Source organism: Marinobacter sp. B-21, assembly GCF_056857895.1.
In genome coordinates this window covers 48,145-62,784 of sequence record NZ_JBSXNZ010000077.1, presented here as the reverse complement: position 1 = coordinate 62,784, position 14,640 = coordinate 48,145, and the positions used below count along the sequence as shown (strand labels likewise).

Sequence of the window (14,640 nt, the reverse complement as noted above, 5' to 3'; positions counted from 1 at the left end):
CATCTGGGTGCAATACCCCTGCCTTACCGTCTGATTAAACCGGTCTGCTGCAGATCAGCGGCGGCAATGAATCAGCCAGTCAAAGGGATCAGAACATGCAAAGTCAGTCGACAGCCTCCAGCACCGGCCGAAAGCTTACCTCCGGCGTGGCAACGGAACCGGCCCAGATCGTCGCGGCTCAGCGGCTAAGGCATCAGGTATTCACCAGCGAATATGGCGCTGACCTGAAAACGGATACCGGTATCGACCAGGATCGATTTGACCCCTGGTGTGAGCATTTCGTGGTCATGGACCAAAGCGGTGAGGTGGTCGCAACCACGCGCCTGCTGCATGGCGAGGTAGCTGCCAGAATCGGTGGCTTCTATTCGGAAGACGAATTCGATCTTGATCGCCTGAAACGCAACCCTGGCGTGTTTGCGGAACTTGGCCGGACCTGCATTCGCAGCGATTGCCGCTCGGGAGCGGCACTGAGCATGCTGTGGTCCGAGGTCGCACAGTATCTGGTTCAGGAAGGCATCGACTATCTGCTGGGCTGCGCCAGTATCAGCATGCTTGATGGCGGCTACAAGGCGTGGCGAATTACCCAACAGGTGCAGCAGGAGCATCTGGCTGCAGACAACTTCCGGGTCACGCCCAAGCGCACATTGCCCCACCTCGCCAGCCATCGCACACAAACAGACAAAGTGGCGATTCCGCCGCTGATCCGCAGCTATATGCGCCTGGGTGCAGAGGTGTGTGGTGAGCCCTGCTGGGATCCCGCTTTTCGCTGCGCGGACCTGCTGGTGCTGTTGAATGTGGATAAACTGGCAGCCCGTTATGCGCGGCGCTACAAACTTGAGGCCAGGACCGCTTGAGCAAAATAGAGCGTATTGCCGAGAGTCTTCGGCTCTTCACGCGCCTGAGCGCGTTTGTCGGGTTTGTGCTGCTCAGCATGATGACCCTTGTATTGTTGCGGGCCGTTGAGCTCTGCAGCAGACGACGAATCGCCCGAGCCGTCCTGGTGAATAGGTACTGCGCTGGACTTTGCCGCTTGTTGGGCATGCGCATCCAGACGCACGGATTGCCAATAGAAGGTTCGGCATTGCGCGTGTGCAATCACGTTTCCTGGACGGATATCCCGATTCTGGCCGCCGGCCTTCCTTTGCGATTCCTTGCCAAACATGAGGTGGCCTCCTGGCCATTGATTGGCTGGATTGCCCGCCAGGTCGGAACCATTTTTGTAAAGCGTGGTGCCGGCGATTCCGCTGCGGTTCGCGAGACACTGGCCTCGGCCCTGGAAGCGGGGGAGTCCATACTGGTTTTTCCTGAAGGAACCACGACCGCCGGAGAAAGCGTTCGACCGTTTCACCCGCGCCTGCTCGGCGCGGCGATCACGGCCAGGTGCCCGGTGCAGGCGATCACGATTGCCTACCACCGGGACGGGCAACCCGACCGCTTGGTGCCTTTTGTTGGTGACGATGAGTTCGTCGCTCACTTGTTCCGTCTGCTAAGAAAGCCTGCGGTGCGAGTGGATGTTGTGTTTCACCCACCTCTGGCAGTTTCCGTAAGTGACACCCCGAGCGAGCTGGCTCGGACACTTCATCAGCAGGTCAGCAAGGGACTGGAGGTATTGCGTGAAAAACCCGAAGGGGAGGCCTTGGCTCTTTTCTTGGCATAGCTGGCAAGGTCTGAGACCTGATCAGCCGTCACCCTCTCGTCCGGGCCTACGTCTACGGTACCCGCCGCCAGCGACACCAGTGGAAAGCGGCAGAGCTCGCCGTTTCGGTCTTCGGATTCGATAAACCCGCTTATCAGTGCGCTATCGCTGTAAAAGTGCCGACTTTGTTCAGCGAATCGTGCCTGCACGGCAGTGGCGCTTTGAGTGGCTGACCCCGAAGAACTGATGACAACAAAATCGTCCCCGCCGATGTGCCCTATAAAGTCATCATCAGCGTGAAAAGCCTCGGTGAGAAGTTCGGCGAGTAGGAGAATTACCTGGTCACCGACACGATATCCGAGGACGTCGTTTAAAGGCTTGAACGTATTGATATCAAAATAAATCAGTGAGAAGGGACGCACTTCCTCTATGCGGGCAACCAAGGCCTGTTGAATGGGAACATTGCCTGCCAGCAGGCTCAGGGGGTTCGCATAGCGCGCGCTTTCGATCTTTCGTTCGGTGATGTGTTTGGCCAGTGGCGTGCAGCGGTCCGAAGGCAGAGAGTTTCCAGTTCCAGCGTCTGGCCACAGCGTTCAGCAGTTTCAAACAGCATTGGGGCCGTGTGCAAAGGGCTGTCTGATGGTCCGCGGCTCAGTGCCTCAAAACCAAATACGCTTTTATTATCGATATTCACAATGGGCTGCAAAAGTGTCGTGACGTCATCTTCCAACAACAAGCGGTTCAGTTCCTGACTGAGGCAGTCCTGCATTAGGTCACTCCTGGATGTGCCAAGAATCATCATGCCCAGTAATCCTGTTTGTTAAACATGACAGGAACATTTCAGTGATGGAGGTGCGGTTGCCTTTTTGATATTAACTTTTGTAAGTTTCTCAATGAAATCAATGTTTTTGGCCTTTGCAATATTGCTGTCACAAAAATTCTGCAACATCACCATCATCATTCAGCTGTGGTGGTGTCATGTTAAAAACCGTTCGAAGCAGGATTCTTTTCTTTTCATTCTTCTCAGCCTTCGCGCTCTCGGCCCTTTCCCTGCTGTCCTGGTCAATCATCGGAAAGGCGGAAAATGCGGCCGAGGACCTGATCCAGAACCGCATGACCGAATCATGGCTACTGAATGATCTGGAGCAGGACCTTCGTCGTGTGCAGGATCTTTCTTTCAAGATCAAAGGCCAGTTGCTGCTCTGGGGTGAGATCAGCAAAGAATTCACGTCACTTTCAAAGTCAATCCCGGCTAAATGGAACGCGATTCAGCAGAACGAACAACTGGGCGCCTGGGCAAGTGAAAACAAAGAGGGTCGAGAAGCATTTGCCGCCTATTTGGAAGAGCTCAGGCAAGGTATCGAAGAAAAAAGCTACTACCAGGCAGGCAAAACAGTGGACTTTTCACTTTTTCCGGCACTGTCGCCGTTGCTGGAAAGCATCAACGTCCGTAATGAAGGGACTCGTGATCGAATTTCTCAGGGCTCGGCCGAACTCCTGGATTTTCTCGACCGCCAACAGGTTTCTCTGATTGTTGGCTCTGTGACCTTCCTGGTTGTCATCGTTCTGCTGACGCTCTGGCTGAGAAAGACGGTCATTGTAAGGCTGCAGCGCATCGAACGGGATATTCAGAGAATGGATGAGTGTTCAGATCTTGCCAGCCCCCCGGCACTGGCTGGTTCAGACGAAGTGGCAGGCGTTGCTGCCGCGCTGATTCGTCTGGTCGGTCGGTTCGAGGAGTTTGTCGGGGATATCAGGGAGGCCTCGAAAACCGTCAACGAGCGGTCCGAGCGTCTCGATACCCAGGCGAGAGAACTGGAGTCCGCATCCCAAACGACGCATCACCAGATCCAGGATGTGACCGATTCAATGAAGGCGATGGCAGATCAGGCGTCCACGATCAAAGATTCGACGCGCGAAACCGCTGAAACGGTTCAGGCGGCGGTGACGGCAAACTCAGATATTCAATCGGGACTAAGAAAGAGTGAGACGGCGGCCGAGCATACGGTAGAGGTAATCGGGCGAGTGTCAGGATCAATACAGGCACTGACAGATTCGGCTTCGAAGATCGAGAGGGTTATTGGCGTAATCGCCGATATTGCCGAGCAAACGAACCTGCTGGCCCTCAATGCTGCAATTGAGGCAGCGAGAGCGGGCGAACATGGCCGCGGGTTTGCGGTTGTTGCTGATGAGGTTCGCACATTGTCGAAACGAACGGCCGATTCCACCGGAGAAATCCGGCAATGGGTAGCCGATCTCCTTACGGGAGTGCAGGGCGTTGACTACTTGATTGTTGAGATGACGCAGGCCGGTGATGACAACCGCCAGACTCTTGCAGACCTGAAAGGACATCTGGTTTCTATGAATCGCTGGTTTTCGGAGCTGGAGCAACGCAGCGCCACAATTAATGAAGCACTCTCACTGCAACGCACAGAGATTGATCGTGTCGGTGACCGGTTTGCGACGCTCAATGCCCACGCGTCCAACGTCAATGACAATGTAGCTGGCAGCAGGGAAATCAGTATTGCATTGAAGACCGAAGCAAATTCCATGAACAACCTTACTTCCCGATTCCGAACATCGGTCGATAATTGAGCCGCTTGGCAGCAGGCCCAGAGAGCGTGGTTTCCAAAAGCAACGCTGTGGGCCTTGATGGTTTTGCATCCGCTGCAGAATAGTGTCCGGTATCTTCACAGCCTAAGCGATGTGAGGGACCTTTTGTCGATAACATGCTGATGTGAAATAAAGCTTCCTGATTACGCATAAGGCTCAGCCATCTTCAGGAACCGGTATGGCATCGGCGGCGTTCTCGTGGCTGCCGTGAGAAAGCGCGGGACCATGGCCTTGAGGTCATAGCGCCGATTGAAGCGATACTCGAACTCGGCCAGGTAGCGCGGGGCATGCTGCCGTGCCATGACGTCATCTCCTTTACTGGATATAATCACAGTGTAGAGCAAGCTGATCAATATGAGTAATCAGGAAAGGTTTTATGATGCGTGACTGAGCGTAGATCTATTGTTAGAAAAGGCTTTTAACTATTTGAAAATAAAATAGAAAAGTCTTTCTGAGAGCTCGTCCTGCAACTCCGTGTACGCCGGTTCGATTCCGACCCGCGCCTCCATTATTTTCCCTTTAAAATCAAAAAGATGTCGTTTTTGGTTTTGGTTGATTTTCTCACCCGAAAAATACCCGGATTAAACCAAAAACACGGCCTCCTGCTCCAGTGCTTTTCCGCTGAGCTTCAGGGCTTTCAGAAGCTCCAGAACCTCTTCCGGTTCCTTGTCCGGATCTAACCTCTGCTCGGCACTGGCCACATATTTAAGATTTTTTCGCCACACGTCAGAATCGCCGTAGCGTTCCAGTTTCCGCTTCCAGTCAGGCATTAGCCACAGTTCGACGTTTTCGCCCATTGCCTGGCGCAGACGGGCATAATTCTGAAGCCCGGCGCCATCGTAGTCGGGAAAGAAAAGAATCCTCGGGCTTCGGCTTCTCGCAACTAGCCAGGTGATCAGCCGGTTGCTGATCTGGCCCTGATAAAAAAGTACGGATCCATTCAGGTCCTCGGGTACCCAATTGGTGTCGTCCAGCAGGGCCTGGTTTTCCACTAACCACAAGGGGTTGCCCGAGGTCAGCGAGGTATCCGCCTGGCTGATATCGATGGCCAGGGCTCCTGCCAGGGAGGATAGGGCCCAGAGATTGAGGGATTCGCTGTCGCAACTCCAGGTCACTCCAGGGGCCGTTGCTTTCAGTAGCCGGTAGGAAGCCTCGTGAGTATTCTTCCGACCTTTCGTGGATCGGGTAAGCGCCAGGTTCTTTGCACGAACCGGGAGATTCTCGTCAACCGATTCGGCATCAGGTCGTAACTCTCGAAGATTCTGTCTAAACACCGTCGGGTTGGTGACACGATAGACGGTGCCGTTTCCCTGGCGCACCCTGGTTACGCAGGCGGTCGTGCGGAGGAAGTCATCAAGTACTCGTTTTTGGGAAGGAGTGAACCGCGAGCCCACGCACTCTCCACCAGAATCCTCTAGCTTGATCAATGCTTCTCTCAGGGATCTGTTCATCGGTGGGAACTCACGCCTCAACAGCCTCTAACGGTTGCAGGATCTGCCAGTGTTTGCGGCTGATGTGGTTCATACCGTTGCTCCTCTGCTGAATAGGCACGCAGTAGTGGGCCGTGATCAACGGTGAAGGTGAGGCAAAGATCAGCGCGAAACCAAATTCGGAAGCGGTCTTGATCAGGCTCTTCTGGTTCGCCGCGTCCAGGGCCAGGGCTTCGTCCAGGTAGCACAGCGCCTGGATCTGACGGGTCTTGTCCTGCATCAGGTACAGCATGGCCAGTCCGGTAACCAGTTTGGCCATGAGCACGGTTCCGTTGGAGGCCGCGCTGTCGATATCGTCAAAGCTCTCAGGGTCCTGGTTTTCCTTTCCCAGCTCGAATGTCAGTCGGAACAGGTCGGCCACCTTCAGGCCGTGGCGGGCGCTGCCCTCGTCAATCAATAACTGGCGGGCCTGGTCCAACTGCCGGTCGTCGAGCACACTGGTTTGATTGAACAACTCAAAGGACTCACCGGATTCTACCTTTTCCGCAGTCTGTATCAGCAGATCAATGGCGTCCACCAGGTGGCTTTCGTGAACCGGCCGGATGCGGAACACCTTGAGATCTGACAGCCTTCTGCGGCTGATTAACCGATTGAATTCATGCATGGCATTTTCAAAGGACTGCAGGTTGCCCCGAAGATCCCGGAGACTGGCCGTCACGGTGACCACGGCGCTGCGGGCTTTCTTTTCCAGTGCTTCTGCTTCGCGGGCGAGGTGATGGCGAAATTCAACCATCAGCCGGATTTCCTCCTCCGTGCTCGGGGCATACTGGAACTTGGTCAGTCCGCCGCTGTGGAGCGTGATGCGCAGGTGGTGGAGGTCCCGGTCCAGGTCTTTCAGTCGCTGGCAGTCCCGCTGGTATTCCCGCAACGTTTCGGCCAACCGGTCGAGGGGTAACTCGGGGTCGCCCACCCAGGGAGTGTGGGGCAGGTCTTCCAGCCAGTTAAATTGCTCGTCTGTATCACCCCGGTTCTGGCGGATGCGATCTATCTCCTGATGCGCGGCCTCCAGCTTTTGCTTTTGGTTCGCCAATGCCTGGAGCTGATCTCTCAGGGCTTGTTGTCGGGCGCTGGCCTGTTTCTGGGCATGGTCAATCTCAGTCAGTTCCCGGTTGGCTGCGCCCATTTCCTTTCGTCGGTCCGGGTGAGTGTTTTGAAGGCGTTTCAACTCATCAAACTGTTCCAGGCCCTTTTCCAGATTCTTTGCTTCCTGCTCAAGCTCCAGCTTGCGCTTCCGTTGGCTATCGAGCTCCCGGGCCGCAGCCTGCTGTTCCTCCAGCGCCTGGAGCCGGGCCTGGCATTCTTCGGTCAGGCGCGCAATCTCCTCAGCTGACCGTTGCTCATGTTGCGGCAACTGGTTCTGGAGGGACAGGTTCAGGCCTGGTAGCAGCAACCTGTCCTCCGGCATGCTCTGTAGCCAATGGTGAAGTTCAGCGGAGTCCAGTTGATACTCCCGAGGGGACAGGGTGAGCAGTTGGCGGTTAAGACTTCTGTTGAGAACGTTGAGCCCTTCTTCAGAGACGTGTTGCTTCAGGGTCAGATAAAGGTTGTCTGATAGCGTCTCCTGCTCCTTGCTCAGTGCCGACAGCTCCTTTTTCTCCCGCTGGATCTGACGTTCGAGAGCTGCGCCGGACTGACTGTCGGCGCCGGCCAGAAGGGCAATCTGGCGGTCACGGTTCTGGATGGCGGTGGTCAGCTGCTGCTCAAGCTGAGCCCGGGCAGTGACCAGGGCAAACTGGTTCTCCAGCTCCGCAAGGCGCGTTTCTTCGGCCTTCAGGGTTTGCAGCCTCTGATTAAGTTCAAGCTGGCGCCGGGTCTGCTCCCGGTCTTTTGCCAGCAGTTCTGCTTCCTCTCGCTCCAGTTTCTGGTGCTGGTCCTGAAGGCTCTGGCCCTGGGTGTGGTAATGGTTTTGCCAGCGCTCCAGACCATCATCGATCAGCGGGCGCCGGGCAATGATCCGACCCCGTATGGTGAGTCGTTCTTCCTGAAGTTTTTCCAGGTCGTCAATGAGCCCTTGCTGGTTGCGGGCGGCATTGTATTGCTCCCGGTCCTGGTTCACTTCTGCGAAGGCTTTGTCCCACTCCTGTTTGAAGTCCACGACGGAGTCCGGCAACTGGCGGCTGAAGATTTGCAACAGATGCCGTTTCACTTCGGCGGAACTCAGTTTGTCCAACCGCAGGGTTCGGGTGAGCACTTGCCGATAGGCACTGGCGTCGTTGCGGTTCTCCAGCCGGAACACGGTAAAGTCGGAACTGGTCTGTCCGCGCTTGCGGGCGCCGCCGTAGACCATTTCGGCGAAGTCCGTGGATGAGTAGAAGTTGGCCGTTCGCCCATGGTGGGCAAGCTGCTCCAATAGCCGGGGTTGTGTCACCAGCTTGCCGTTTTCCAGGCGGTACTCTTCGATATCCAAAGGCCCCCGGTAGGCAAAATACTCATAGTCGTGGCTGAAGCCTTTGCCTACGCAGCCCAGTACCACGGAACCGGATTCCGGCAGGGTGACCTCCAGCAGGATATAGCTGCTGTTGGAGGGGAAGTAGAATCGCCGGGCCTTATCCTTGTCATGAGCACCAAAGTCCAGGTGCCGCTTGTCGATGATCAGCAGGTATTGCAGGGCGTTGATCAGGCTGGTTTTGCCGGTGTTGTTCGGGGCGATGAGAGAGACGGACTCATCCAGGGGAAGCTCTGCCCGTTCGTACCCGGCACTGTTGAGGAGCACCAGTTGCTGGAAACCGTAATCTGAGCTCATGGGGTATCATCCTCGTCATCCTGATCGCCAGCCCAGGACACATCCTCGGCCTGATCCACCTGGCTGGCCAGTTCTTCGTAATGGTCCAGGTAGCGACACACCGCCGGCAGCAATTGCCAGGCTCCGGAATCGAAACGGGCAAAGCCGAAGTTTTCGGCGGTTTTCATTAACCCTGACAAACCGGGTAGATCCAGCTCCTCCGCATCCAGCAGGTCCTGATGTTGCTCGTAAACAGTGGTTAGCAGAGTCTGATCAATGCGCCAGTGCCCGAATTTCATCAGCGGTATGCCCGCATCCGCCTGAGTGTCGAAAAGGACCATGAACAACAGGGCCAACTGGCGCGTGGCCTTGTTGGTTGTCGCGCTGCCTTCGTCCTGATGGAACCAGGCAAACCCACGTCCATCGAGACGAAGTTCGTGTCCCAACGCCGTAAAGATGGCCTGATAGTCGTTGATATTGCGTTCAAGCTCTTCCCATAACGCCGGTTCCGCGAGGCGGTTCAGGTGGCGGCCCCGGCTGAACCACCGGAAAAGCTGGGCCAGGCTCGGCAGGTTATCCGCGATCTGATTGAATTGGCTCGTATTATCCACAGTTGCTACTCACAGTTGTCACTCACGGATCTCACTTAGAGGGCTCGCTTAAAGGATCATTGGCTTCTGGATCGGGCTGGACCAGGCGGTAGGGCCAGTAAAGGACAGAAACCTTTGAAAGGCTTGTAGTTGTGGGCTCTGCCTCCAATTGCGTTTCCCATTGATCCTCCCTCGCAAGGTCATGATAAAGTCTCAGGAGGACCTGGTCAGGCAGGGAGGGGTAGTGTTGCCGCAGCCATTCCAGCAGGTTGTAAACCGGAAGCCCGGTCAACAATTGTTGTCGGAGCTGGTCTTCGTCAATCCACTCCGCAATGGCCACGGGCGCTGCATCCACTTCGTCCGGGAAGGCCTGTTCATTGGGCTCAAAATTCCTGGCCTCGGCCATGATGGTTTTCACCTGGTCCCCCACGGACACACTGCGGCTCTGGTGCACACGCCAGACCGGCAACCAGGGTTGACCCTGCCGCTTCCGAAACGCCCGGTTGAGGCCCTTTTTTCGGACCTGGCCCAGCAGGCGGCTTATGGCGGAGGACAGATTGTTATGCTGGCGTGCTTCCTCCCGAAGGGGCAACAGAATGTCGGCACACTGCTGGGCCGTGACTCGCCCCAGCCGGCGCAATTCCTTTGCCTGGTAACCAACGTGCCTGAGACGGTTCAGGTGGCTGTACAGTGCACCCTTGGTTACCAGACGGTTGTAGCCAAGGTCGAGAGCCTCTTCCGCCGCTGCCAGATGATGATAGAAAATGCCTGAAGGGCCGGAATCCATCATCGCGTTCATCGGCTCAACATACTGGTCATAGGCATCGAGCACGGACTTGTAGCGCCTGGCAATGGGGGCCCGGGTATCGGATGACTTGGCCTGTTCGGCCAACTCCGCGATGGCGTGGCGGTCCTGCTCCAGTTGGCGGGCAATGTCTCTGAACAGGGTGGAGAGCCGATTAATTGCAGAGGTTTGCTGGCCGGTATCACCCGCCTCTATGCCGGAGGTGAGCGTTTCTGTCGCGCCACGAATGGCCTCAATGCGTGCCTGGATGACCGAAGACAGCCCCAGTTCGTGTTCATGAGTCAAACCACGCACAAATTCCAACACGTGGGCATTCACCACAAAGCGTTCAGAGCGACTCTGAACCTCCAGCACGCCACTGGCAAAAAGTTTGCGCAGGGCATCACCGACTTGATTGTCATCCAGTGCCGGCTGGGCCTGTCGAATCGCTGCAAGGATCTGCTCTTCGGAGAACGCCGGCATATCCCGGGTGGCCCTGACCAAGGATTCAACGGTTTCCCAGTGCTCAAAAAGTGTGCGGGTGAGATGTTTAGGACTCGCCATGGTACTCAGACGCTCTTTGAAGCAAGGCTGGCGTCGATGCCAAAGAAAATGGCTGCGTTCACAAGCGCCTCGTCTTCGCTGATTAAACGGGCCTGGTGATGTTCCGCGCAGGCCAGGTGAAGCGCATCCAACGTCCTCAGGCTCGTCTTCCTTGTTCCAATCCAGTGGCTCGCTCGTTGATAGTGGGTCGTTTCAATGGGGCAAAGGGTGAAGCGGCCATGACTTACATCGTCATGGAACGCACTTTCGATACGGTTCGCCTGAGGCTCACTGAGTTCCCCCATTCGAACCCAACGGGCCAGTGCGCTTGCAACCTCAACTTCTGTCAGATGACTGATAAGAACAGGCCTGGTCTGTGACTCAAGCAAAGCCTGAACCTGATCGCTGGTGCGTTCCTGGCGGTAATAGGGCAGAACGGCGCTGGTGTCAAAGTAAACCATCAATAACGCTCATCGTCTCTGAGCTGCCGCACCGCCCGAGCGGAACTTTCCCGGGAGGGGGGCAATGAGGCCCTGAGTTCTGACCGGTTCGGAAACTGAATTTTTTCTGGCAGGGCTGCGGTCAGGCGCGCAGCAGGTTTGCCATGGCGAAGGATAACAATCTCTTCTCCGGCGGCCACGGCGTCCAATAGATTTGAGAGCTTTTCCCGGGTTTCCCGGACATTGATTGTCTGCATAACCTTTACCCCATTTGTGTACACAATAAGTGTACTCCTGATCGGGGTTTGGTCGCAATTTAACGCCCCGGGGTATTTTCGGTTTCCGGGTCCCGGTTCGATCTGAAACTTGAATAATTCGAGCGCTCGTTCTATTTTTATATTCCGGAGGTCGAAATATGAACAATTCCAATAACACGAACCCTGGCAACACAAACTGGTCCCTGCGCGTGGACGGCAAGACTGCACTGGTTACCGGTGCGGCAGGCGGCCTGGGCCACAGCTTTACCCGATGCCTGCTGGAGGCCGGTGCAACGGTCATTGTCAGTGGCCGCCGCCGCGAGGCACTGGAGTCCCTCAAGGTTGAATTTCCCGAGCATGCTGATCGGGTCCATGTTGTCACCATGGATGTCACCGACGAGGCAAGCGTCACTGAAGCGTTCGACACCATGGCCGATGACATTGCCATCCCCGATGTCGTGGTTTCCAATGCTGGCGTGGCGACCAGCAAGAAGGCACTGAACCTGACCGGTTCGGACTGGGACCGGGTGATTGACACCAATCTCAAGGGCTGCTGGCTGGTCAGCAACGAAGCGGCACGCCGCCTCTCGGCAATCAACCGGGGCGGCAGCATCATCATGATTTCTTCCATTCTTGGCCATCGCGTGGCCGGCAACGTGGCGCCTTATGCCGCCGCAAAGGCCGGCGTTGAGCAGCTGACCCGTGCCCTTGCGCTCGAATGGGCCCGTTACGGTATCCGCGTCAACGCGCTGGCACCGGGGTACATTGAAACCGACCTGAACCGTGATTTCTTCGCCAGTGAACCCGGTCAGAAAATGATCCGTCGCATTCCCCAGCGTCGCCTGGGGCAGGCCGATGATCTCTCCGGTCCGTTGCTGCTTCTGGCTTCAGGGCTTTCCGACTACATGACCGGCAGCACCCTTGTGGTTGATGGCGGTCATCTTCAATCCTCACTGTAAGGAGTGGGCTGTGGACTTCAATCTGAACGCCAGGAACGAGTCTTACCGAAAACGCATCCGGGATTTTGTGGAACAGGAACTGTTGCCGCTGGAGCAGAACCCGGAGGCCTACGATGAGCATGAGAACATTGCGCACGACCATCTCGAGAAGATGCGCGCCAAGGCAAAACAGCAGGGCCTGTGGTGCCTGCAGATTCCTGGGCATCTGGGCGGCCAGGGGCTTGATGTCTCCGGTATGGCGGCCTGTTACGAGGAAATGAACCGCTCGATTTTCGGGCCGGTGGTGTTCAATTCCTCGGCACCGGACGACGGCAACATGATCGTGCTGGCGAAGGTGGCGACCGAGGCCCAGCAGGAGCGCTGGCTCAAACCCATCGTGGAGGGCAAGGTACGGTCTTCGTTTGCCATGACCGAACCGCCCCCCGGCTGCGGCTCGGATCCCGGCATGATGCAGACTACCGCCACGCGCAAGGGCGACCGGTGGGTCATCCACGGCCACAAGCACTATATTACCGGCGCCGCCGAAGCGTCCCATTTCATCTTGATTGCCCGGACTTCCGACGATACCCGCAAGGGCCTGAGCGCTTTCATGTTCCACAAGGATGATCCGGGCTGGGAGATCGTCCGGCGGATTCCGATCATGGGGCCGGAAGAGCACGGCGGTCATTGCGAGCTCCGGTTCGATGGCCTGGAAATTTCGGATGAGAACCGGCTGATGGAGGTCGGTGACGGCCTCAAGGTCACCCAGATCCGCCTGGGCACGGCCCGTCTGACCCACTGCATGCGCTGGCTCGGCCTGGCCCGTCGCTCCCTGGAGATTGCCACCGAGTATGTCGATACCCGGGAATCCTTCGGTCAGACCCTGGCCCAGCGCGAGGGCGTGCAGTGGCTGCTGGGCGAGGCCGCGATGGAGATCCAGATCGGCCGGCTATTGACCATGCACGCTGCCTGGAAGCTGGACCAGGGTGACTTCGCCCGCAAGGAAGTTTCCATGGCCAAGGTCGCGGTGGCCGACACCCTGCACAAGGCGGTGGACACGGCCATTCAGCTGTGCGGTGCCCGGGGTTATTCCAAGGATACCCCGCTGGAGTGGATCTACCGTTATGCCCGCCAGGCGCGGTTGGTGGATGGGGCCTCGGAAATACACAAGATGGTGTTCTCGAAGACCCTGCTGGCGGAGCGTACGGACTTCTGGCACTGGGGAGTGAAGGCCTGATGTCTGCGCTTGCCGACACCTTCAGCGCATTCATTGCCCGGCAAACCGGTGCCCGGAGTGCCCGGGTTATCGATTTCGACAAGCTCTCCGGGGGCGCCATCCAGGACAACTTCGGGTTGACCCTGGAGCTGGAGGGCGGCAGCCGGCCGGGGCGGCAGGAATTTGTGGTCCGGCAGGACGCCCCCTCCGGGGTGTCGGAGAGCCTGTCCAGGCCTGAGGAATTCCAGGTTCTGCAGGCGGCGTTTCAGGCCGGGGTTACCGCTCCGGAGCCGCTCTGGCTGTGCGAGGATACTGAGGTCAGTGGGCGGGTGTTCTATGTCATGACCCGGGCTTCGGGCAGCGCCTCACCGCGCAAGCTTGTCAAAGCGGATTTCACCAAAGAGCAGCGCCGGAACATCGTGCGCAGGCTGGGTGCCGAGCTCGCCAGGCTACACACAGTGAGGCCACCGCAGGAGTCGCTGGAGTTTCTGGCACTGCCGGATCCGGACAATCCGGCCCTGAGTCGGGTCGCGCTGTATCGCCGCTATCTGAAAGAGATCGGTGAGCCCCATCCGGTGCTGGAGTGGGCGCTGAACTGGCTGGAGGACCGTGCGCCGGAACCGGGCCCGACGGTGCTGTGCCACTGTGATTTCCGGACCGGCAACTACATGATGGACGGTGACGAGCTGACCGCTGTCCTGGACTGGGAATTCGCCGCCTGGAGCGATCCCTGTGAAGATCTGGGCTGGCTCTGTTGCCGCAGCTGGCGATTTGGGGCGGATGACCGGGAAGTTGGTGGCGTCGGAGCCAAACAGGATCTTCTGGACGGTTACCGGGAAGCAAGCGGAACCGACCTTGACCCGGCGGCGGTGAGTTACTGGGAAGTCATGGCCCTGGTGCGCTGGGCGATGATCGCGTTGCAGCAGGCGCGCAGGCACATGTCCGGTGAACAGCGTTCGCTGGAACTGGCACTGACCGGCCGCATGGTGGCCCAGATGGAATCCGACCTGCTGAACCAGATTCAGGAACTGGAGGATGGGCAATGATCAACCAACCGGAAACCCGGGATTTGCTCACCGAGGCCCGCCAGGTGTTGCTGGATTCAGTGGCCCCGGAGCTGACGGGAGAGCGCAAATACCAGGCGCTGATGGTAGCCAATGCCATGGGTATGGCAATCCGGGAGCTTGAGCAGCGCGAGCAGGGCCAACCGGAGCAAACCGACCGGACTGTCCGGGCATTCCTGGCGGAGCGGTCCCTCAAAGCTACCGCCGGTGAGGCTGAGGCCGCCCTTGCCCGGGCCGTTCGAGAGCGTCACCTCGATGGCGCCGATCCGGCCCTGCGATCGGTGCTCCGAACTCTCACGGAGGCCCGGTTGCGGATCAACAACCCCGGCTACCTGAAACGGTGAACC

General features: G+C 57.5%; 15 protein-coding genes and 1 pseudogene. 7 read left to right on the top strand and 9 right to left on the bottom strand.

Features of this window, described 5'->3' with window-relative positions; genetic code table 11:
- Positions 1–95 precede the first annotated feature (95 nt).
- Positions 96–854 (top strand): GNAT family N-acetyltransferase, encoded by a 759-nt coding sequence (locus AC13C0_RS12205; protein ID WP_482954451.1) that lies wholly within the window; start codon positions 96–98, stop codon positions 852–854.
- 77 nt (positions 855–931) lie between these two features.
- Entirely contained in the window at positions 932–1,657 is a 726-nt protein-coding gene (locus tag AC13C0_RS12200; RefSeq protein ID WP_482954466.1) for a lysophospholipid acyltransferase family protein, read from the top strand.
- On the opposite strand, the gene AC13C0_RS12195 is transcribed toward AC13C0_RS12200, so the two are convergent.
- On the bottom strand, positions 1,582–2,058 hold the full coding sequence (locus AC13C0_RS12195) for a diguanylate cyclase (protein ID WP_482954450.1): 477 nt from the start codon (positions 2,056–2,058) through the stop codon (positions 1,582–1,584). The genes AC13C0_RS12200 and AC13C0_RS12195 overlap by 76 nt on opposite strands.
- 56 nt (positions 2,059–2,114) lie before the next feature.
- Positions 2,115–2,405, bottom strand: a complete 291-nt coding sequence (locus tag AC13C0_RS12190; RefSeq protein WP_482954449.1) for a hypothetical protein — start codon at positions 2,403–2,405, stop codon at positions 2,115–2,117.
- Positions 2,406–2,551: 146 nt separating this feature from the next.
- On the opposite strand from AC13C0_RS12190, the gene AC13C0_RS12185 reads away from it, so the two are divergent.
- Complete coding sequence (locus tag AC13C0_RS12185; RefSeq protein ID WP_482954448.1) at positions 2,552–4,231, top strand: methyl-accepting chemotaxis protein; 1,680 nt, start codon at positions 2,552–2,554, stop codon at positions 4,229–4,231.
- Positions 4,232–4,392: 161 nt separating this feature from the next.
- Here the strand turns inward: AC13C0_RS12185 and AC13C0_RS12180 are convergent.
- The 7 genes and pseudogenes from AC13C0_RS12180 to AC13C0_RS12150 all read right to left on the bottom strand — a co-directional run.
- Positions 4,393–4,542 (bottom strand): annotated as a pseudogene (locus AC13C0_RS12180) (IS1595 family transposase); the annotation flags it as partial.
- A gap of 288 nt (positions 4,543–4,830) precedes the next feature.
- A complete protein-coding gene (locus AC13C0_RS12175; RefSeq protein ID WP_482954447.1) occupies positions 4,831–5,700 on the bottom strand; it encodes a DUF7281 domain-containing protein in 870 nt (289 codons plus the stop codon).
- 10 nt (positions 5,701–5,710) lie between these two features.
- The gene (locus AC13C0_RS12170) at positions 5,711–8,482 is read right to left on the bottom strand and encodes an ATP-binding protein (protein WP_482954446.1); all 2,772 of its coding nucleotides are present in this window, start codon (positions 8,480–8,482) and stop codon (positions 5,711–5,713) included.
- A complete protein-coding gene (locus tag AC13C0_RS12165) occupies positions 8,479–9,072 on the bottom strand; it encodes a condensin complex protein MksE (protein ID WP_205422249.1) in 594 nt (197 codons plus the stop codon). The genes AC13C0_RS12170 and AC13C0_RS12165 overlap by 4 nt, the downstream gene beginning before the upstream one ends.
- Before the next feature lie 31 nt (positions 9,073–9,103).
- Entirely contained in the window at positions 9,104–10,399 is a 1,296-nt protein-coding gene (locus AC13C0_RS12160) for a hypothetical protein (RefSeq protein WP_117616998.1), read from the bottom strand.
- Positions 10,400–10,404: 5 nt separating this feature from the next.
- Positions 10,405–10,839, bottom strand: coding sequence for a type II toxin-antitoxin system VapC family toxin (locus AC13C0_RS12155; protein WP_117616999.1), 435 nt, complete (start codon positions 10,837–10,839; stop codon positions 10,405–10,407).
- Entirely contained in the window at positions 10,839–11,075 is a 237-nt protein-coding gene (locus AC13C0_RS12150; protein WP_117617000.1) for a type II toxin-antitoxin system Phd/YefM family antitoxin, read from the bottom strand. Before AC13C0_RS12150 ends, AC13C0_RS12155 begins: the two co-directional genes overlap by 1 nt.
- Before the next feature lie 158 nt (positions 11,076–11,233).
- Between AC13C0_RS12150 and AC13C0_RS12145 the strand changes: the two genes are divergently transcribed.
- From AC13C0_RS12145 to AC13C0_RS12130, 4 genes are read left to right on the top strand one after another with little or no spacing between them, the layout of a single operon-like run.
- Positions 11,234–12,034, top strand: coding sequence for an SDR family NAD(P)-dependent oxidoreductase (locus tag AC13C0_RS12145; protein WP_117617001.1), 801 nt, complete (start codon positions 11,234–11,236; stop codon positions 12,032–12,034).
- 10 nt (positions 12,035–12,044) lie between these two features.
- The gene (locus AC13C0_RS12140) at positions 12,045–13,250 is read left to right on the top strand and encodes an acyl-CoA dehydrogenase family protein (RefSeq protein WP_117617002.1); all 1,206 of its coding nucleotides are present in this window, start codon (positions 12,045–12,047) and stop codon (positions 13,248–13,250) included.
- Positions 13,250–14,275, top strand: coding sequence for a phosphotransferase family protein (locus AC13C0_RS12135; RefSeq protein ID WP_117617003.1), 1,026 nt, complete (start codon positions 13,250–13,252; stop codon positions 14,273–14,275). Before AC13C0_RS12140 ends, AC13C0_RS12135 begins: the two co-directional genes overlap by 1 nt.
- Positions 14,272–14,637 (top strand): DUF6285 domain-containing protein, encoded by a 366-nt coding sequence (locus AC13C0_RS12130; protein WP_482954445.1) that lies wholly within the window; start codon positions 14,272–14,274, stop codon positions 14,635–14,637. The genes AC13C0_RS12135 and AC13C0_RS12130 overlap by 4 nt, the downstream gene beginning before the upstream one ends.
- Positions 14,638–14,640 lie beyond the last annotated feature (3 nt).

Excerpts from the sequence above, each read along its gene's own strand:
- AC13C0_RS12205 (WP_482954451.1), top strand. The coding sequence starts at position 96 with ATGCAAAGTCAGTCGACAGCCTCCAGCACCGGCCGAAAGCTTACCTCC.
- AC13C0_RS12200 (WP_482954466.1), top strand. The coding sequence starts at position 932 with ATGATGACCCTTGTATTGTTGCGGGCCGTTGAGCTCTGCAGCAGACGA.
- AC13C0_RS12190 (WP_482954449.1), bottom strand. The coding sequence starts at position 2,405 with ATGCAGGACTGCCTCAGTCAGGAACTGAACCGCTTGTTGTTGGAAGAT.
- AC13C0_RS12175 (WP_482954447.1), bottom strand. The coding sequence starts at position 5,700 with ATGAACAGATCCCTGAGAGAAGCATTGATCAAGCTAGAGGATTCTGGT.
- AC13C0_RS12170 (WP_482954446.1), bottom strand. The coding sequence starts at position 8,482 with ATGAGCTCAGATTACGGTTTCCAGCAACTGGTGCTCCTCAACAGTGCC.
- AC13C0_RS12160 (WP_117616998.1), bottom strand. The coding sequence starts at position 10,399 with ATGGCGAGTCCTAAACATCTCACCCGCACACTTTTTGAGCACTGGGAA.
- AC13C0_RS12155 (WP_117616999.1), bottom strand. The coding sequence starts at position 10,839 with ATGGTTTACTTTGACACCAGCGCCGTTCTGCCCTATTACCGCCAGGAA.
- AC13C0_RS12150 (WP_117617000.1), bottom strand. The coding sequence starts at position 11,075 with ATGCAGACAATCAATGTCCGGGAAACCCGGGAAAAGCTCTCAAATCTA.
- AC13C0_RS12145 (WP_117617001.1), top strand. The coding sequence starts at position 11,234 with ATGAACAATTCCAATAACACGAACCCTGGCAACACAAACTGGTCCCTG.
- AC13C0_RS12135 (WP_117617003.1), top strand. The coding sequence starts at position 13,250 with ATGTCTGCGCTTGCCGACACCTTCAGCGCATTCATTGCCCGGCAAACC.
- AC13C0_RS12130 (WP_482954445.1), top strand. The coding sequence starts at position 14,272 with ATGATCAACCAACCGGAAACCCGGGATTTGCTCACCGAGGCCCGCCAG.